The sequence below is a fragment of the Prochlorococcus marinus CUG1433 genome (genome assembly GCA_017644425.1).
GTDB classification, from domain to species: Bacteria; Cyanobacteriota; Cyanobacteriia; order PCC-6307; family Cyanobiaceae; genus Prochlorococcus_A; species Prochlorococcus_A marinus_U.
This window is the reverse complement of record JAEPLN010000001.1, coordinates 1,485,752-1,501,710: the sequence shown is the minus strand read 5'-3', so window position 1 is coordinate 1,501,710 and position 15,959 is coordinate 1,485,752. Positions and strand designations below refer to the sequence as shown.

The following is a 15,959-nucleotide window of genomic DNA, read 5'->3' as shown; positions in this document are numbered from 1 at the left end:
TTAAATACACCTTTAAATGGGAAGATATTAGAAATATCAGAGAAAATTGAAATACATTACTGTGCTCGGTTCTACTGGTTCAATAGGGACTCAAACTCTCGAAATAGCTAGTGAGCAACCTGATAAGTTTAAAGCCGTAGCCCTTTCTGCGGGAAGAAATATTAATTTATTAACTGAACAAGTTAAAACACATAAACCAGAGGTAGTTGCAATTGAGGATGAAAATCTCATAGAAGATTTAAAAGATAATATTAATAACTTAGATTTGGATGGTGCTCCCTTGGTTTTAGGTGGAAAGCAGGGGATTAACGCAGTTGCGGCTTGGGATAAGGCAGATACTGTGGTAACAGGGATAGTAGGCTGTGCAGGCTTAATTCCAACAATGTCAGCAATTAATGCGGGGAAAAATATTGCACTTGCTAATAAAGAAACTTTAATTGCAGCAGGGCCAATTGTTATTCCTGCATTAAAGAAAAATAATAGTAGGCTTTTACCTGCTGATTCAGAACACTCTGCTATCTTTCAATGTTTACAAGGATTACCTAATTATGAAAATGCAGATTTTTCAACAGGAGAGATGCCTAAGGGTTTAAAAGCCATACATTTAACAGCTTCTGGCGGTGCTTTCAGAGATTGGGCCGTTGAGGATTTAAAGCATGTCACAGTGGAAGATGCGACTTCACATCCTAATTGGGATATGGGAAAAAAAATAACTGTAGATTCTGCAACTCTTATGAATAAAGGATTAGAAGTTATAGAAGCTCATTATTTATTCGGGACCTCTTACGAAAATATCGAAATAGTTATTCACCCTCAAAGTATTATTCATTCAATGATTGAGATGGAAGATTCTTCAGTATTAGCTCAATTAGGTTGGCCAGATATGAAGCTACCTATTTTATATGCGATGAGTTGGCCTGAAAGATTTAAAACAAATTGGAAAAGATTAAAACTAAGTGAAATTGGAAAATTAACTTTTAAAGAGCCAGACGAGTTTAAATATCCATGCATGGGACTTGCCTATGCCGCAGGAAAATCTTCTGGGACTATGCCTGCAGTCTTAAATGCTGCTAATGAAATGGCTGTTGAACAATTCCTTAAAGAAAAAATTTCTTTTCAAGAAATCCCAACATTTATAAGTAAAGCATGTGAATCACATATGGAGAATTTGAATTTAAGTCCAGAATTGGAGGATATTCTTGAAGTAGATAATTGGGCTAGACTTTTTGTTAAGCAAGAAATTAAAAAAGGGAAAAAATACGTAAGTATTGGATAAAAGTGAATATTAAAAAGCATCTTCTACTATGCGCAACACCCACAAAACAGAAATGCTTTAAAGGCAATGAAGGTCAAAAAACATGGGAATGTCTTAAAAAGACTTTAAAAAAATTTGAGAATGATCCCTGTACAAAAAACATTCATATATTAAGATCAAAAGCTGACTGTTTAAGGATATGTAAGAACGGCCCAATTCTTCTTATTTGGCCTGATGGTATTTGGTACGAGAAAGTTTCTCCAGAAAAAATTTCAGAAATTTTTACCTCACATATTATTAACGGTAAGCCAATAGAAAAATGGATTTTTAAAAAAACACCATTTTTAAATAGTCCTAGATACTAATAAACCAGTTCTTTACTACTTCGTCTGACCAGCAGCCATTAATAGAGTGAAAACCATTATGACCTCCTTTTTCAGTTATAAAAATAGTAAATTTATCAATAAATTTTCCTCTTAAATTCAAAGTTGCATTATATGGAACCCAAGGATCATCCTTGGCATGAATAAAAAGCATTTGAGGTAATTTTTTTACTAAGTTTTGGATTCTAAATATTGGAGAAGCTTTAACATAATAATCTTCTAAAGAATCAAATCCCCAACTTGGAGCTGTAAATTTCTGATCAAATTCCCTTATACTTTTTAAAGCTCTAATTTTTTTTCTTAATTTCTCATTATTAAGAATTTTGCCTTCATCATTAAATCCCTCCCATAACTGATTTTTTAAGCGATGAAGTAACCATTTTTGGTAGATATAATTTCTAGATTTTTCAATACAGAGACTGCATGATGATAAATCTAAAGGGCTACTTACACAAGCTAGGCCATCTAAAAGTTTTTCTCCTTTGTTTTCATCGTAATCTAAACAGGCATTTAAAAGAATTGTTCCGCCTAAAGATAATCCAACTCCGTAAATTGGAAGATTATTCATCTTAATGAGATCTTTAAACTCTAAATTAATGAATTTTTTAAAATAATTAATTGCTGAAATAACATCACTGGAGCATCTAGCACAATAATTTCCTTTAGCTAAATATCTCGAAGATCCAGATCCTCTTAGATTTAATTTAAGAACTCCAAAACCATTATTTGCTAATTTCCTAGAGATTCTCCTTAAACCAAACCGTTTAGTTGAGCCCCCTAAACCATGTGTAACGATTACAAAACCCTTAAGTGAGACTAAGTTTTCAGGTAATTCTAAAAACCCTAGAAGATAATCACATTCAAATTTTTTTGAAAGAATTTTATTAATCGGAAAGAATATTTTTTTATTTTTTTTTGATTTGCCAAAATCAATAACAAAAGTATCTCTCAAAGTTTGTAAGTCGCCACCTATCCAAGGTAAAACTTCTCGAAATGGCTTATTTTTTAAGTAATCTGAAAAACTAAAAGATATACTATTATTTCTCCCCAACCCCAAGATCCTTTAATTCTCCAATCAAATCATTCAGCACCTTTTTTGCATCACCAAAGACCATTGAGGTATTTGGCAAATCAAATAAATCATTTTTTATTCCTGAGTAACCTGCACTCATACCACGTTTAATTACAAATACCGTTCTTGCTTCCTGCACATCAAGAACTGGCATCCCATATAAAGGAGAAGAGCTATCATTTTTAGCTTGAGGATTAACCACATCATTTGCTCCTAAAACTAAAACAACATCCGTTGCTGGAAAATCAGGATTTACAACGTCCATCTCTTTAAGTTGTTCGTAAGGAACATCTGCTTCTGCTAAAAGTACATTCATATGTCCAGGCATCCTCCCTGCTACAGGATGAATTGCGTAAACAACTTCAATACCGTTTTGCTCTAGTTTTTTTGTCACTTCCCTCAAAGTATGTTGAGCTTGAGCTACCGCTAGACCATAACCAGGAACAATAATTACCTTATTAGCTGCCTCTAAAGTCAATGCACATTCTTCAACACTGCAAGAAGTTATATTTGTATATTCTCCTGAACCAGAAGAGGCTGTACTTTGTGCAGATAAAGATCCTCCAAAAAGAACTGAGACCAATGATCTATTCATACCCTTGCACATTACTTGAGTAAGAATTAGACCTGCCGCTCCAACCATTGCGCCTGCTACTATCAAAAGCTGACTATCTACAACGAACCCTGCTGCTGCTGCTGCAATCCCTGAATAGCTATTTAACAAAGATATAACGACTGGCATATCAGCTCCACCAATTGGCAAAGTAACTCCAATACCTAATAAAGAAGAAACTATAACTAAAAGCCAAATAGAACTTGTATTACCGTTTATCAAATCAAAAAAGGCTATCAAGGAAGCAACTGCAAAAACAATATTTACAAAATGTCTAACTTTGCTCTGAGTCCATCCTGGAGTTGACAACCAACCCTGTAACTTTGCCATCGCCACAATTGAACCTGTGAAAGTTATGGCACCAACAAATATAGAAACAGATATTGAAAGCTCGTTAATCAGTGACTTAAAAATATCAAAATTTTCTTGGCCACTAGATATAGGAAAAATAGCTACTCCTAAGGCCACTAAAAGTGATGACATTCCTCCACAACCATTAAACAATGCCACTGTTTCAGGCATGGAGGTCATAGGTACTTTTTTTGCAAGAATTGCTCCGAATAAACTACCTGAGATTGATCCAATTATTATCCAAATCCAAGACTGAATAGCAATTCCAGAAGTGCCTAAATAATAAGAAAGTAATCCTACTACTGATAGCGACATTGCAAATGCAGCTAATCTGTTGGCATCCCTTGCTGATTTTACTTTTGACAATCCTTTTATTCCCAAAGCCAGTAAAAGTACTGCTAGAAGGTCAATAACGAATTTAATGATTACAGGTAGATTCATATTAAAAATTAGTTCTTATTTGATGGTTTACGACTAAACATCGCGAGCATTCGATCAGTTACAAAGAAACCGCCTACAACGTTGAAAAGAGCAAATCCAAGAGAAACTGAGCCAATGATTAAAAGTGGTACGTTACCTTCTGCTTTTACAATTAAAGTCAAGGCTGCAAGCATTGTTATTCCTGAAATTGCATTTGCCCCACTCATTAAGGGTGTGTGAAGAGTAGGAGGAACTTTTCCAATTAACTCGAGACCTAATAAACTACCTAGTAAAAGAACCCAAAGAAGACTTATAAAAGACATAATTTTAAAACCTCAATTTTCAAAAACTTCATTTTGAAGAACAACTCCTTCATCGCTTAATAAACAACCAGAAATGAGTTCATCCTCTTTATCTAATTTAATTACACCATCTTTTATAAATGGTGTAATCAAAGATGTTAAGTTCTTAGCATAAAGTGAACTTGCATCATAAGGAACTGAAGAGGGTAATTCGCCCGCTCCTATAAGTTTTACCCCATCTTTGATAATAGTTTTATTTGATTTTGTTCCTTCGCAGTTCCCTCCCTGAGAAACTGCTAAATCAATAACTACTGCTCCAGGCCTCATTTTTTCAATCATGGGTGAGTCTATTAAAACAGGGGCCTTTTTACCTAGAACTTGAGCAGTACATATAGCAACATCAGCTTCAGATAAATATTTAGTTAAAATTGCCTTTTGTTTTGAGAGGAATTCGGGTGTTACAGCTTTTGCATAACCTCCGGACTCTCCTGGCTTTTCCTCAACTTCAGGAAGTTCTATAAATCTTGCTCCTAGGGACTCTACTTGTTCTTTAACCGCAGGCCTAATATCAGATACAAATACTATTGCTCCAAGTCTTTTCGCCGTCGCAACTGCCTGTAATCCTGCAACGCCTCCACCAAGAACCACTACTTTGGAAGGTTGAACTGTCCCTGCTGCAGTCATAAGCATTGGGAAATATCTATCTAACTCACTTGCAGCCAAAAGAACTGCTTTATATCCAGCAATATTGGCCTGTGAAGAAAGAACATCAGAAGATTGAGCTCTACTAATCCTAGGAAGCAACTCTAGTGATAAAGCTGAAATCTTATTACTATTTATAATTTCAAGAAGCTCCTTATTCCCATATGGGTTAAGAAGACCAAGAAGAATAGCGCCTTTTTTTAACTTAATTAAATTATCCTCTGATGGAGTTTGAACACAAAATATTAAGTCAGCTTCACCCCAAATTTTTTGATCTATGTTGTTTATTATTGTTCCGCCCGATTCTTCATATGATAAGTCACTAAATCCTGATAATTTTCCAGCTGAACTTTCAATATAAACATCACATCCAAGGCTTTTTAATTTCTTTACCGCTTCTGGTGTAGCTGAAACTCTCCTTTCACCAGAGCTTGTTTCGGAAGGAATAAGTATCTTTGTCAATTTATTTATTTTTTAAACATAATAAATATAAATTGAAGAAAGTCAAAAGTCTTGGATTTTTGTTAAAAATATATTTTCTTTTCTATAAAAAATAGCTATCTAGAATATAAAGGTACTAAATAATCAAATGAGTATAAAAGCAATCGAATGTCCTGATGGAGTATGTCACAGTCATCATGGTGGACATGCTGTTCCAAGGCAAGCTATGCAGAAAAACCTAGAAAAGCATGGTAAAGACTGGTGCGAGAAATTAGCAGAGAGAATTTATGAAATGTCAGTTGATACTTATTCGCAGACAGTCATGCCCAGTCTCCACTCAGCTGGCTGGCAAAGAAGACATCTAGATTGGGAATTTAAGCTGGCAGAAAATGATTCTGAACCGGATGAAGCTCTTGTTGAAGGAATTATTAATGCAACAGAAAGCTTTCTAAGGAGTAGTGAGGTTCATCGATTATTTATTCAGGAATTAGTTCAGGGAACATTCGAGGAAGCAAATGACAAAAAAATAATTTCTAAAGCTATAAAATCTATAATTGAAGAAGAAATTGTAAGTTCACTGAGAGAAAAAAAAGAAACTCTTTTGAAGAAAATATCTTCAAAATTAGTTTCAGAAGAAAAAGTTAGCGAGGAACTTGCTATAAATTCAGCCAAAGAGGGTTTCGAGGAAGTCGAAAGGCTTCTTGCAAATCATAGCGAGGCTGTTTAATTCTATTTCTTTATATTTTCTTTATAATTAGCGCAAAAATCTGCTCAAATATAAATTAAAGATTAAATTATTGTTTGGAAGTACGAAGTTGTAACTTATTAGACAATACACAAGCTGTTTGATGTGTTTATCTATATACAACTTTTTGAACTTCAATGGAAAATTTCATTAGAAAAAGGATCGATATTGCAACCTGTTGGGCAACCAACAGAATTTCTGCAATGGATACTCTAGAAAGATATGAAGATAGTTACGCAATTGCAGAAGAATTTAGAGAGTGGATATTACATATTGGTGAAAAGAACGAAAATTTTAAAGATTCTGTTTTAAACTTCCCAAAGGAATTAAAAAAATTATTAGACCAAAAAATCAACGATTAAATAACAAATCGATCGAGTGGAACCCGCCCTACATTATTTGGGTTTGTTTATTATTATTAAAAGTGAAATTAGCAAATAAATGGAGAATAAAGAGAAAACTTCAAACGTAGAAAATGTTGTAATTATTGGCTCAGGTCCTGCAGGATATACAGCTGCAATTTATGCAGCAAGAGCAAATCTTCAACCATTGCTCGTTACAGGATTTAATTCTGGTGGAATTCCTGGTGGCCAATTAATGACTACAACATTTGTTGAAAATTATCCAGGTTTTCCAGATGGCGTACTTGGTCCTGAATTAATGGATCTAATGAAAGCTCAAGCCGAAAGATGGGGCACTAATTTATACGAAAGTGATGTTGTCTCAATAAATACTGATTCTTATCCCTTTGAATTAAAAACTTTAGAAGGAACTATAAAATCTAACTCAATTATTATTGCAACTGGAGCAAGTGCAAATAGATTAGGTGTGATAAATGAAGATAAATTCTGGAGTAAAGGAATAAGTGCTTGTGCAATATGTGATGGAGCGACCCCACAATTTAGAGGTGAAGAATTAGCTGTTATCGGAGGGGGCGACTCTGCATGTGAAGAAGCAGCATATCTCACAAAGTATGGAAGCAAAGTGCATTTGATTGTTAGGTCAGAAAAATTAAGGGCTAGCGCAGCAATGGTAGATAGAGTAAAAGCTAATCCAAAGATAGAAATTCATTGGAACACAAAAGTTGATAAAGCAGATGGCTCTGAATGGCTTGAGAAAATAGAAACTATTCACTCTCAAGATGGTAAAGGGGAAATCAATATAAAAGGTCTTTTTTACGCGATAGGGCACACACCAAATACGAAGTTCTTAAACCACAAAATTGATTTAGATAATAAAGGATATATTGCCTGCAAATCGGGAAGACCAGAAACATCTATTGAAGGTATCTTCGCAGCAGGTGACGTTGTCGATTCTGAGTGGAGACAAGGAGTTACCGCTGCAGGAACTGGGTGCATGGCAGCATTAGCTACCGAAAGGTGGCTAGCCGAGAAAAACTTAGCAAAAACTATAGTCAGAGAAACACCTGAACCAGAAAAAAAACTTAATTCATCAGATTTTAATGAAGAAGAAGTTAATGAAGATACTTTCGATTCAAATTCTGAATGGCAAAAAGGGAGTTATGCATTAAGGAAACTTTATCACGAGAGTAAAAAACCTATCTTAGTAATTTTTAGTTCTCCAAGTTGCGGTCCATGTCATGTTTTGAAACCTCAGTTAAAAAGAGTAATTAAAGAACTTGATGGTGCAGTTCTTGGCGTTGAAATAGATATTGATAAAGATCAAGATATTGCAAAACAAGCTGGTATTAATGGCACACCAACAGTTCAACTTTTTAAAGAAAAATTATTAAAAAAACAATGGCAAGGTGTTAAGCAAAGAAGTGAGTTTAAAGAAGCGATAAAAAATATTATCTAAATTATCTTTTTATTTATTATTTCTCTTAGGGTTATTTTTATTAGTAGTAGGTTTAGAACCACCTGCATTTCTTTCTCTATAAGTTATCCTCCCTCTAGAAAGATCATAAGGACTAATCTCAACTAACACTTTATCTCCAGCTAATAATTTAATTCTAAATTTAGTCAATTTGCCTGCAGCTCTGCATAAACATTGATGTCCTTCAGGTTGTTCTAAAGTAACCAAATAAAATCCATTCCCCTGCTCTTTTTCTATTACACCTGAAGTTTCAATCATTAATTAATCTTTTACTAAATTCATATTATCAGAAAAAGATTGGCCAAAATTAATTTAAGAAAAATTAAATACGTAAAAATATGAAATTCAATTCAAATAGAAAATTTAATTTCATTAATTATTTGAAGTTGACCATAATAAAAATTTGCTTTGGCAATTTTTTCAGAATCTTCTAATTGATCAAAAAACACAAACCCAAGGCTTTCCCACAGTGAAGATCCGCAAACATTATTTAATTCATTTTTTGCTTCTTTTGCAAAATTATCTAGTTTTCGTTCAAGATTTTTAGACTTAGAAACAGACATAATCAATAATATATATATAGTACAAATATACTATATAAGTCTGCAATTGCAACATTAAAATGGTAATCTCTTTTTTTCCTCGATATTTAGATCTGCTTCCATTTCCCTTAATCTTTTAAGTATTTGTTGGTAGTACTCCTTTATGTAACTTTCTAGTGAGGTCATATCTTCTTTTTTAAGTTCCAGTATTTCGTAAGTTTTGCTCATGTCAGCATCTAATGATTCACCACTACTAGTTACTTCGGCAAAAGCCAATCTTTCAGCAACATTTAAAGAATCTTGGAAAAAGGAAACTACTTTCTGAGTAACACTTATCAGAAAAGGTGAAACTCTAAAAACTTTAGCTTTCTTTTCGCTAAATTTTTCACATAAGGATATAACTTCGTTTGAATCCCAAGATTTAGGACCAACCAATGGCAATGTTGTTCTATGAGTTTTTGGATTATTAACTGCTGCGACAATAATTTTTGCCATGTCTTGAGTATTCATGTATGCAATTTTAGTTGGATTTCCACTCATCCATACTGCTTGACTATCTAAAATTGGGATGGCGAATTGACCTATAACTCCTTGCATAAAAGCTGCACATTTGAAAATGGTATATTCTAGATCAGATTTCTCAAGAAGTTTTTCAGTACAGTATTTAATATCCATTAATGGAACATTTCTAAATTTTTCTGTTAAAAGAATTGAAAGGAATATTACTCTTTTTATATTTAAAGATTCACAAGCATTAAATAAGTTGAGTTTTCCATCCCAATCTATTTCATAAATACTTTTAGGATCATCTGGTTTACTGGTAGCTGCATCAATAACAACTTCAATATCTTGCAAAGCATATTCAATATCAGAAGAATTTAATAAATTGCCTTTTGTTAGTTCACATCCCCACTCTTGTAGAAAGGAAGCTTTTCTTGGATTTCTGACAAAGCATCTTACTTCGTGTCCTTCTTCTATAGCTTGCTTTGCTATTTGCCTACCAAGTGTGCCTGTTGCTCCTACTAAAAGAATCTTCATATTTAAGATTTACTTAACCTGTAGACCATAACTCAATTTATTATGTATTCGTGAGAATCAATCACCCTGAAACTTCAATAATAAAGCACCACCAACCAATCCTATTGGAATAAGTATCCAAAAAACTGCTGCAATACTAAAAATTTCCTTAGCCATAGTAAAATTTAATGATTACTATAATTTACATTTAATATACATTTTTTTGTTAAAAAAGTAGATAATGCAAATATCTTGAAAATTTTGAATATATGAATACCTGTTCCAAAAAAGAAAATATTAACTTTCCTAATTATTGGAATTGGAATGGTTTTAAAATTTGTTGGAGTGTTACAGGCGAAGATAATGAAATTCCAATTATCTTTCTTCATGGATTTGGGGCTAGTCGAAAACATTGGAGAAACAATTTAGAATATTTTGCAAAAAGGAATTGCGCCTCATATTCTTTAGACTTAATAGGATTTGGAGATTCAGATCAACCTGGGATAAGACAAATTGGAAGATTAGATAATGAGATATGGTCTAAACAAGTGAAAAACTTTATTGAACAGGTTATAAGACCAAAGAACTCTGCGAAAGTAATTCTTATTGGTAATTCCCTAGGATCATTAGTGGCTTTAACATGTGCTGTTTCATTAGAAGATCAGATTGCATCAGTTATTGCATCGCCTCTGCCGGATCAAATACAGGAAACCCAAAAAAAAATAAAGGGAAACAGCTTATTAAAAAAATTTAGAAATAGATTCATAAAAATATTTTTTATATTTTTCCCCTTAGAGATTATTTTATTTTTAATTACCAAATTAGGGGTTATAAAACTGGGACTAAATTCTGCCTATTTCAAAAAAAAGAATATTGATAGCGAACTTATAGATTTGGTGACAAAACCAGTTTTAAGACGAACTTCAGCAAGATCATTAAGAGCAATGTGTATTGGAATGTCTTCTAGAGTTGAAAAATATCAGTCCTCTTACCTTTTAAGAAAACTTTGCACCTCAAAAAAAGTTCCATTTTTGTTAATTTGGGGAGAAAAAGATAATTTCATACCTTTGTTTCTTGGTAAAAAGATTGCAAATTTCCATAGATGGGTAAAATTAAAAATAGTATCCAATTCAGGTCATTGTATCCATGATGAAGATCCTTCAATATTTAATAAAATCTCTTATGAATGGATTAAAGATTTAAAAACTTTTAAAATATGAAACATACATTATCAGTTCTTGTAGAAGACGAATCTGGAGCTTTAAGTAGGATCTCAGGCCTATTTGCTAGGAGGGGATTCAACATAGATAGCCTTGCAGTAGGCCCTGCGGAATCTAAAGGTATTTCAAGGTTAACAATGGTTGTAGAAGGTGACGATGAAACTCTTCAACAAATGACTAAGCAACTTAATAAATTATTTAATGTTCTAGGCGTTGTTGATTTTACAAATCTCGCAGCCGTAGAAAGAGAATTGATGTTATTAAAAGTTTCATCGAAAGAAGATACAAGAAGTAACATCCTAGATATCGTTCAAATATTTCGTGCAAAAGTTGTAGACGTTTCAGATATAGCATTGACACTAGAAGTTGTTGGGGATCCGGGTAAATTAGTTGCTTTAGAGAAATTACTAGAACCTTACGGTATTCTTGAGATAGCAAGAACTGGCAAGGTAGCTCTTAAACGCTCTTCAGGAGTCAATACAGAAATGTTAAAGATCAACAAATATTCTCTAGAAATCTAATAAGATAATCGGACTTCTTTGATATAGTCTTCTTCTTGAATTTTTTCAAGTACATCTAATCCATTAACAATTTTTCCAAAAATCGAATATCTTCCGTCTAATTCAGAGATTTTATTATTTACAAAAAAAAATTCAGTAGAGGATGAGTTATTCTTGCCACTCTTAACCATAGCGATTGAACCACTTTCAAAAGTATTAGCTAAATTTTTAATCTCATAAGGATCCTGTATTTGATAATTATATCTGGGCTTAATTTCTTCTTTGAATTTTATTTCTAAAGGAATCGAAGGACTTGTCTTATTAAGTTTTAGATTTCGTTCAAAATAAAATTTATTTTCTGGATTAACACCTCCATGTATAAATTTTAATTGGGGATAATTAATGATTTTATAAAATTTTTTATTTACGTAGATATTATTTTCAATATTTTCAAGAAAATTTGAAACTGTTACTGGGTTATCTTTACCAAATAATTCAACCTTAAAATCACCTTTTGAAGTTTGAAAGTATACTATCTTATTAACCTCAATACAGTTTAATTTAAGTTTTCGGCAATAATAAGTTGAATCAACCTCATTTTTAAAACTACAGCTTGTTAACAAAAACAAACACTGAATGAGAGAAGATGATTTTAATATATACCGTTTTTTTATTTTAAACCCTCCAAACTAACATTCAAAAATTTAGCTAGCTTGGCACCTTCTTCTTCTACTTGAAGAAGTGGTTTAAGTTGGCCTGCACCACTTAGAGGTAATGGTTTTTTTCTACCTTTGAGTACTAAGGCGATTCTTCTTCTAGGATTAAAGCCTTCACTTATATCCAATTTAACTGATTTAATTTCATCGAAATTCAACTTGACTTCAATGTCCTTAAATAACCCTTTTCTTTTGATTGCCACGGATTTTGATGATTTATCAAAAGAATTAGTTCCTGAACCAAAGTTAATATAAACCAGATACCATAAATAAAAATTTAATAAATTAGCTATTACTCCATATGCACCCATAATTATCCCTTGAGGTATAAATAATAATGTTGATGGATTACCTAGCGGTAATAGATCCCTACCCGTGTAGCTAGAAATAGATGCCAAAAGAAACCCAACCCCTCCAATCGTAAGCATTCCACCAATAATGTAATTAGATATTTTTCTTGAACCATCTATTTTTTGTTCGATTGTATCGAAAGACGTGATGTCAGATTGCATTTTCTATTTTTTTTAGGCTAGTTCTGATAATTTAACAAATTAAGGGAGTATTCTTACCTATTTTTTAATAAAAAAGTCAGGAAAGCTTTACAAGGCATTTCAGATATACAAATATTTCCCCACATTACTCTCAATCTTTGTTACAGTCACTGCGTATCCCGAAGCTAAAAACGATTTCTCATGACGATCGCAGTTGGTAGCGCCCCACAGAGAGGATGGTTCGATGTCCTTGATGATTGGTTGAAGCGTGACCGCTTTGTATTTATTGGTTGGTCCGGACTACTTCTACTTCCTTGTGCATATCTTGCAATAGGCGGTTGGTTTGTCGGAACAACATTTGTTACCTCTTGGTACACACACGGAGTTGCAAGCTCATACCTTGAAGGTTGTAACTTCCTAACAGCAGCTGTAAGTACCCCTGGTGATGCCATGGGACACAGTCTTCTATTTTTATGGGGTCCTGAAGCCCAAGGTAGTTTCGTAAGATGGCTACAACTTGGTGGTCTTTGGAACTTCGTTGCATTACATGGAGTATTCGGCCTTATAGGTTTTATGCTTCGTCAGTTTGAAATTGCTGGCCTTGTTGGAATTAGACCTTACAACGCATTAGCTTTCTCAGCAGTAATCGCAGTATTCACAAGTATTTTCCTTATTTATCCTTTAGGACAGCATAGTTGGTTCTTTGCACCTTCATTCGGTGTTGCAGCAATCTTCCGTTACATCCTGTTCATTCAAGGTTTTCACAATATCACTTTAAATCCATTCCACATGATGGGTGTTGCTGGAATTCTTGGAGGTGCTCTACTTTGCGCTATCCATGGAGCTACAGTACAAAATACTTTGTATGAAGATACAAGTATTTATACAGATGGTAAAGTCCAAAGTTCCACATTTAGAGCTTTTGACCCAACTCAGGAAGAAGAAACTTATTCAATGATTACAGCGAATAGATTCTGGAGTCAAATCTTCGGTATTGCTTTCTCAAACAAGCGTTTCTTACATTTCTTGATGTTGTTTGTACCTGTTATGGGTATGTGGACATCTTCAATTGGTATTGTAGGCTTAGCACTAAACTTAAGAGCTTATGATTTCGTAAGCCAAGAAATCCGTGCAGCAGAAGATCCAGAATTTGAAACTTTCTATACAAAAAATATACTTTTGAACGAAGGTATGCGAGCATGGATGTCTTCTGTGGATCAACCACACGAAAACTTTGTATTCCCTGAGGAGGTTCTTCCACGTGGAAACGCCCTTTAATAATCTATTAAGAGCTCCAAACCAAAGTATTGAGGAAACTGGTTATGCCTGGTATGTAGGCAACGCTAGATTAATCAATTTATCTGGACGTTTATTAGGAGCTCACATTGCTCACTCTGGACTAATAGTCTTTTGGGCGGGAGCAATGATGCTCTTTGAGGTAAATCATTTTACTTTTGATAAACCAATGTGGGAGCAAGGTTTAATCTGTATGCCACACGTTGCAATGTTTGGCTATGGAATAGGCCCAGGTGGTGAAGTTACTGATATCATGCCTTTCTTCCAAGCAGGTGTGGTTCATTTGATAGCTTCGGCTGTTCTTGGTTTTGGTGGTATTTACCATTCATTAGCAGGTCCAGAAAAACTTGAAGAAGATTTTCCATTTTTCTCCACAGATTGGAGAGATAAAAATCAAATGACAAACATTCTTGGATATCATTTGATTGTTTTAGGTGTAGGTGCTCTAGCATGGTCAGTAAACTGGTGTTTTATTGGCGGTGCGTATGACACATGGGCACCTGGTGGTGGTGAAGTTAGACTTGTAAATCCAACGTTAGATCCAAGAGTTATTCTTGGCTATCTATTCAGATCTCCATGGGGAGGAGCTGGTTCTATAATCGGCGTTAACTCCATTGAAGATATTGTTGGTGGACATGTTTATGTGGGTATTACTGCAATTATTGGAGGAATATTCCATATCTTTACTAAACCCTTTGGATGGGCAAGAAGAGCATTCATCTGGAATGGTGAAGGACTATTAAGTTATGCTCTTGGTGGTATATGTGTTGCAAGTTTTATTGCTTCAACATTCATCTGGTTTAACAACACTGCTTACCCTTCTGAGTTTTATGGTCCAACAAACGCTGAAGCTTCACAGGCCCAAAGCTTTACTTTCCTTGTGAGAGACCAAAGAATTGGAGCTAATGTAGGTTCAACAATGGGACCAACAGGACTAGGTAAGTATCTCATGAGATCTCCTACAGGTGAAATTATATTTGGTGGTGAAACAATGAGATTTTGGGATTTCAGAGGTCCATGGTTAGAGCCTTTAAGAGGACCTAACGGATTGAGCCTTGAGAAAATCCAAAATGATATTCAGCCTTGGCAAGTAAGAAGAGCTGCTGAATATATGACTCATGCTCCTAACGCTTCTATCAACTCCGTTGGTGGAATAATAACAGAGCCTAATGCTGTTAACTTCGTTAACTTAAGACAGTGGTTAGCTGCAGCTCAATTCTTCCTAGGATGGTTTACATTCATCGGTCACCTTTGGCATGCTGGACGTGCTAGAGCAGCCGCTGCTGGTTTCGAAAAAGGAATCGACAGAAAGAGTGAACCAGCTCTAGAAATGCCTGATCTAGATTAATTTCTATCTCAACTAAAAAGCCCTATCTTTTGATAGGGTTTTTTTTTGTTCGATTTTATTATCTATATAAATTTTCTCTAAGCCATGGCAGGCTTAAACCCATTACATTACTGAAACAACCCTCTATTTTTTCTATATATTTACCGCCTACACCTTCCAAGGCAAATCCTCCGGCGCAATATAAAGGTTCATTTGTATCTACATAACTCTTAATTTCCCAATCTTCCAACTTAGAAAAATAAACTTTTGAACTTACTGTTTTTTTTATTATTTCAGCGATTTTAAAAATTTTGGAAGTTGAATCAAAATTCCCAATCATTAGAGTATGACCAGTATGTAAAAATCCAAATTCTCCAGACATTTTTTTCCATCTAATAAATGCCTCCTCTTTATTAGATGGTTTTCCATAAGCTTCTCCTTTAAATTCAAAAATTGAATCGCACCCAAGTATTTCCACTGGACCATAATTAAATTCTTCGGGCAATGATATGTTTTGAATATTTTCAGATAAATTATTAGCCTTTTGAAAAGATAATTCCAAAGCTAAATTTAATATATTCTTTTCTTGAATAGTAGTTTCATCAAAGTCACTTGATTTTTGGATAAATTCAATTTGACAATTTTCTAGTAATTTCTTTCTAGATTGAGAAGCAGAGGCTAGAATTAACACAAATTTTTTTCCAAATTATAATTCAATTTACTAATTAAT

20 protein-coding genes are annotated in these 15,959 nt (G+C 33.9%); 9 read left to right on the top strand and 11 right to left on the bottom strand.

The window, feature by feature from the left end:
• The first annotated feature begins 46 nt into the window (after positions 1–46).
• Together JJ842_08425 and JJ842_08420 are read left to right on the top strand one after the other, a co-directional pair.
• Positions 47–1,276: a 1-deoxy-D-xylulose-5-phosphate reductoisomerase gene (locus JJ842_08425; protein MBO6971935.1), complete on the top strand. Its 1,230-nt coding sequence runs from the start codon at positions 47–49 to the stop codon at positions 1,274–1,276.
• A gap of 2 nt (positions 1,277–1,278) precedes the next feature.
• Positions 1,279–1,620 (top strand): (2Fe-2S) ferredoxin domain-containing protein, encoded by a 342-nt coding sequence (locus JJ842_08420; GenBank protein ID MBO6971934.1) that lies wholly within the window; start codon positions 1,279–1,281, stop codon positions 1,618–1,620.
• On the opposite strand, the gene JJ842_08415 is transcribed toward JJ842_08420, so the two are convergent.
• From JJ842_08415 to JJ842_08400, 4 genes are read right to left on the bottom strand one after another with little or no spacing between them, the layout of a single operon-like run.
• The gene (locus tag JJ842_08415; GenBank protein MBO6971933.1) at positions 1,610–2,695 is read right to left on the bottom strand and encodes an alpha/beta hydrolase; all 1,086 of its coding nucleotides are present in this window, start codon (positions 2,693–2,695) and stop codon (positions 1,610–1,612) included. The genes JJ842_08420 and JJ842_08415 overlap by 11 nt on opposite strands.
• Positions 2,676–4,115: an NAD(P)(+) transhydrogenase (Re/Si-specific) subunit beta gene (locus tag JJ842_08410; protein ID MBO6971932.1), complete on the bottom strand. Its 1,440-nt coding sequence runs from the start codon at positions 4,113–4,115 to the stop codon at positions 2,676–2,678. The genes JJ842_08415 and JJ842_08410 overlap by 20 nt, the downstream gene beginning before the upstream one ends.
• Before the next feature lie 8 nt (positions 4,116–4,123).
• Positions 4,124–4,417, bottom strand: coding sequence for an NAD(P) transhydrogenase subunit alpha (locus JJ842_08405; GenBank protein MBO6971931.1), 294 nt, complete (start codon positions 4,415–4,417; stop codon positions 4,124–4,126).
• Positions 4,418–4,429: 12 nt separating this feature from the next.
• Positions 4,430–5,560: a Re/Si-specific NAD(P)(+) transhydrogenase subunit alpha gene (locus JJ842_08400; GenBank protein ID MBO6971930.1), complete on the bottom strand. Its 1,131-nt coding sequence runs from the start codon at positions 5,558–5,560 to the stop codon at positions 4,430–4,432.
• Between the two features lie 127 nt (positions 5,561–5,687).
• On the opposite strand from JJ842_08400, the gene JJ842_08395 reads away from it, so the two are divergent.
• The 3 genes from JJ842_08395 (at position 5,688) to trxB (ending at position 8,102) form a co-directional block, all read left to right on the top strand.
• Positions 5,688–6,266, top strand: coding sequence for an EF-1 guanine nucleotide exchange domain-containing protein (locus JJ842_08395; GenBank protein ID MBO6971929.1), 579 nt, complete (start codon positions 5,688–5,690; stop codon positions 6,264–6,266).
• Between the two features lie 155 nt (positions 6,267–6,421).
• Entirely contained in the window at positions 6,422–6,646 is a 225-nt protein-coding gene (locus JJ842_08390) for a hypothetical protein (protein ID MBO6971928.1), read from the top strand.
• 79 nt (positions 6,647–6,725) lie between these two features.
• Positions 6,726–8,102 (top strand): thioredoxin-disulfide reductase, encoded by a 1,377-nt coding sequence (gene trxB, locus JJ842_08385; protein MBO6971927.1) that lies wholly within the window; start codon positions 6,726–6,728, stop codon positions 8,100–8,102.
• Positions 8,103–8,111: 9 nt separating this feature from the next.
• On the opposite strand, the gene infA is transcribed toward trxB, so the two are convergent.
• The 4 genes from infA to petM all read right to left on the bottom strand — a co-directional run bounded on the left by infA (position 8,112) and on the right by petM (position 9,856).
• On the bottom strand, positions 8,112–8,378 hold the full coding sequence (gene infA, locus JJ842_08380) for a translation initiation factor IF-1 (protein ID MBO6971926.1): 267 nt from the start codon (positions 8,376–8,378) through the stop codon (positions 8,112–8,114).
• Between the two features lie 92 nt (positions 8,379–8,470).
• Positions 8,471–8,683: a hypothetical protein gene (locus JJ842_08375; GenBank protein ID MBO6971925.1), complete on the bottom strand. Its 213-nt coding sequence runs from the start codon at positions 8,681–8,683 to the stop codon at positions 8,471–8,473.
• A gap of 54 nt (positions 8,684–8,737) precedes the next feature.
• Entirely contained in the window at positions 8,738–9,700 is a 963-nt protein-coding gene (locus JJ842_08370; protein ID MBO6971924.1) for an NAD(P)H-binding protein, read from the bottom strand.
• Positions 9,701–9,757: 57 nt separating this feature from the next.
• A complete protein-coding gene (petM, locus tag JJ842_08365; GenBank protein ID MBO6971923.1) occupies positions 9,758–9,856 on the bottom strand; it encodes a cytochrome b6-f complex subunit PetM in 99 nt (32 codons plus the stop codon).
• 92 nt (positions 9,857–9,948) lie between these two features.
• Between petM and JJ842_08360 the strand changes: the two genes are divergently transcribed.
• Both JJ842_08360 and ilvN read left to right on the top strand, forming a co-directional pair.
• Entirely contained in the window at positions 9,949–10,899 is a 951-nt protein-coding gene (locus tag JJ842_08360) for an alpha/beta fold hydrolase (GenBank protein ID MBO6971922.1), read from the top strand.
• A complete protein-coding gene (gene ilvN / locus JJ842_08355; GenBank protein ID MBO6971921.1) occupies positions 10,896–11,420 on the top strand; it encodes an acetolactate synthase small subunit in 525 nt (174 codons plus the stop codon). The genes JJ842_08360 and ilvN overlap by 4 nt, the downstream gene beginning before the upstream one ends.
• On the opposite strand, the gene JJ842_08350 is transcribed toward ilvN, so the two are convergent.
• Both JJ842_08350 and JJ842_08345 read right to left on the bottom strand, forming a co-directional pair.
• The gene (locus JJ842_08350; protein ID MBO6971920.1) at positions 11,417–12,022 is read right to left on the bottom strand and encodes a peptidylprolyl isomerase; all 606 of its coding nucleotides are present in this window, start codon (positions 12,020–12,022) and stop codon (positions 11,417–11,419) included. The two genes, ilvN and JJ842_08350, sit on opposite strands and share 4 nt — an antisense overlap.
• Positions 12,023–12,069: 47 nt before the next feature.
• Complete coding sequence (locus tag JJ842_08345) at positions 12,070–12,627, bottom strand: photosystem I assembly protein Ycf4 (protein MBO6971919.1); 558 nt, start codon at positions 12,625–12,627, stop codon at positions 12,070–12,072.
• A gap of 180 nt (positions 12,628–12,807) precedes the next feature.
• Here JJ842_08345 and psbD point away from each other — a divergent pair, with 180 nt between their 5' ends.
• Together psbD and psbC are read left to right on the top strand one after the other, a co-directional pair.
• Entirely contained in the window at positions 12,808–13,884 is a 1,077-nt protein-coding gene (gene psbD, locus JJ842_08340; protein ID MBO6971918.1) for a photosystem II D2 protein (photosystem q(a) protein), read from the top strand.
• The gene (psbC, locus tag JJ842_08335; GenBank protein ID MBO6971917.1) at positions 13,868–15,250 is read left to right on the top strand and encodes a photosystem II reaction center protein CP43; all 1,383 of its coding nucleotides are present in this window, start codon (positions 13,868–13,870) and stop codon (positions 15,248–15,250) included. Before psbD ends, psbC begins: the two co-directional genes overlap by 17 nt.
• Positions 15,251–15,308: 58 nt before the next feature.
• Here psbC and maf read toward each other — a convergent pair whose 3' ends face one another.
• Complete coding sequence (gene maf / locus JJ842_08330) at positions 15,309–15,920, bottom strand: septum formation protein Maf (protein MBO6971916.1); 612 nt, start codon at positions 15,918–15,920, stop codon at positions 15,309–15,311.
• Between the last annotated feature and the right edge of the window lie 39 nt (positions 15,921–15,959).

Coding starts and splice junctions, on each gene's coding strand:
- JJ842_08375 (MBO6971925.1), bottom strand. CDS start 8,683: ATGTCTGTTTCTAAGTCTAAAAATCTTGAACGAAAACTAGATAATTTT.
- JJ842_08395 (MBO6971929.1), top strand. CDS start 5,688: ATGAGTATAAAAGCAATCGAATGTCCTGATGGAGTATGTCACAGTCAT.
- JJ842_08405 (MBO6971931.1), bottom strand. CDS start 4,417: ATGTCTTTTATAAGTCTTCTTTGGGTTCTTTTACTAGGTAGTTTATTA.
- ilvN (MBO6971921.1), top strand. CDS start 10,896: ATGAAACATACATTATCAGTTCTTGTAGAAGACGAATCTGGAGCTTTA.
- JJ842_08370 (MBO6971924.1), bottom strand. CDS start 9,700: ATGAAGATTCTTTTAGTAGGAGCAACAGGCACACTTGGTAGGCAAATA.
- infA (MBO6971926.1), bottom strand. CDS start 8,378: ATGATTGAAACTTCAGGTGTAATAGAAAAAGAGCAGGGGAATGGATTT.
- trxB (MBO6971927.1), top strand. CDS start 6,726: ATGGAGAATAAAGAGAAAACTTCAAACGTAGAAAATGTTGTAATTATT.
- petM (MBO6971923.1), bottom strand. CDS start 9,856: ATGGCTAAGGAAATTTTTAGTATTGCAGCAGTTTTTTGGATACTTATT.
- psbD (MBO6971918.1), top strand. CDS start 12,808: ATGACGATCGCAGTTGGTAGCGCCCCACAGAGAGGATGGTTCGATGTC.
- JJ842_08410 (MBO6971932.1), bottom strand. CDS start 4,115: ATGAATCTACCTGTAATCATTAAATTCGTTATTGACCTTCTAGCAGTA.
- JJ842_08360 (MBO6971922.1), top strand. CDS start 9,949: ATGAATACCTGTTCCAAAAAAGAAAATATTAACTTTCCTAATTATTGG.
- JJ842_08390 (MBO6971928.1), top strand. CDS start 6,422: ATGGAAAATTTCATTAGAAAAAGGATCGATATTGCAACCTGTTGGGCA.
- JJ842_08345 (MBO6971919.1), bottom strand. CDS start 12,627: ATGCAATCTGACATCACGTCTTTCGATACAATCGAACAAAAAATAGAT.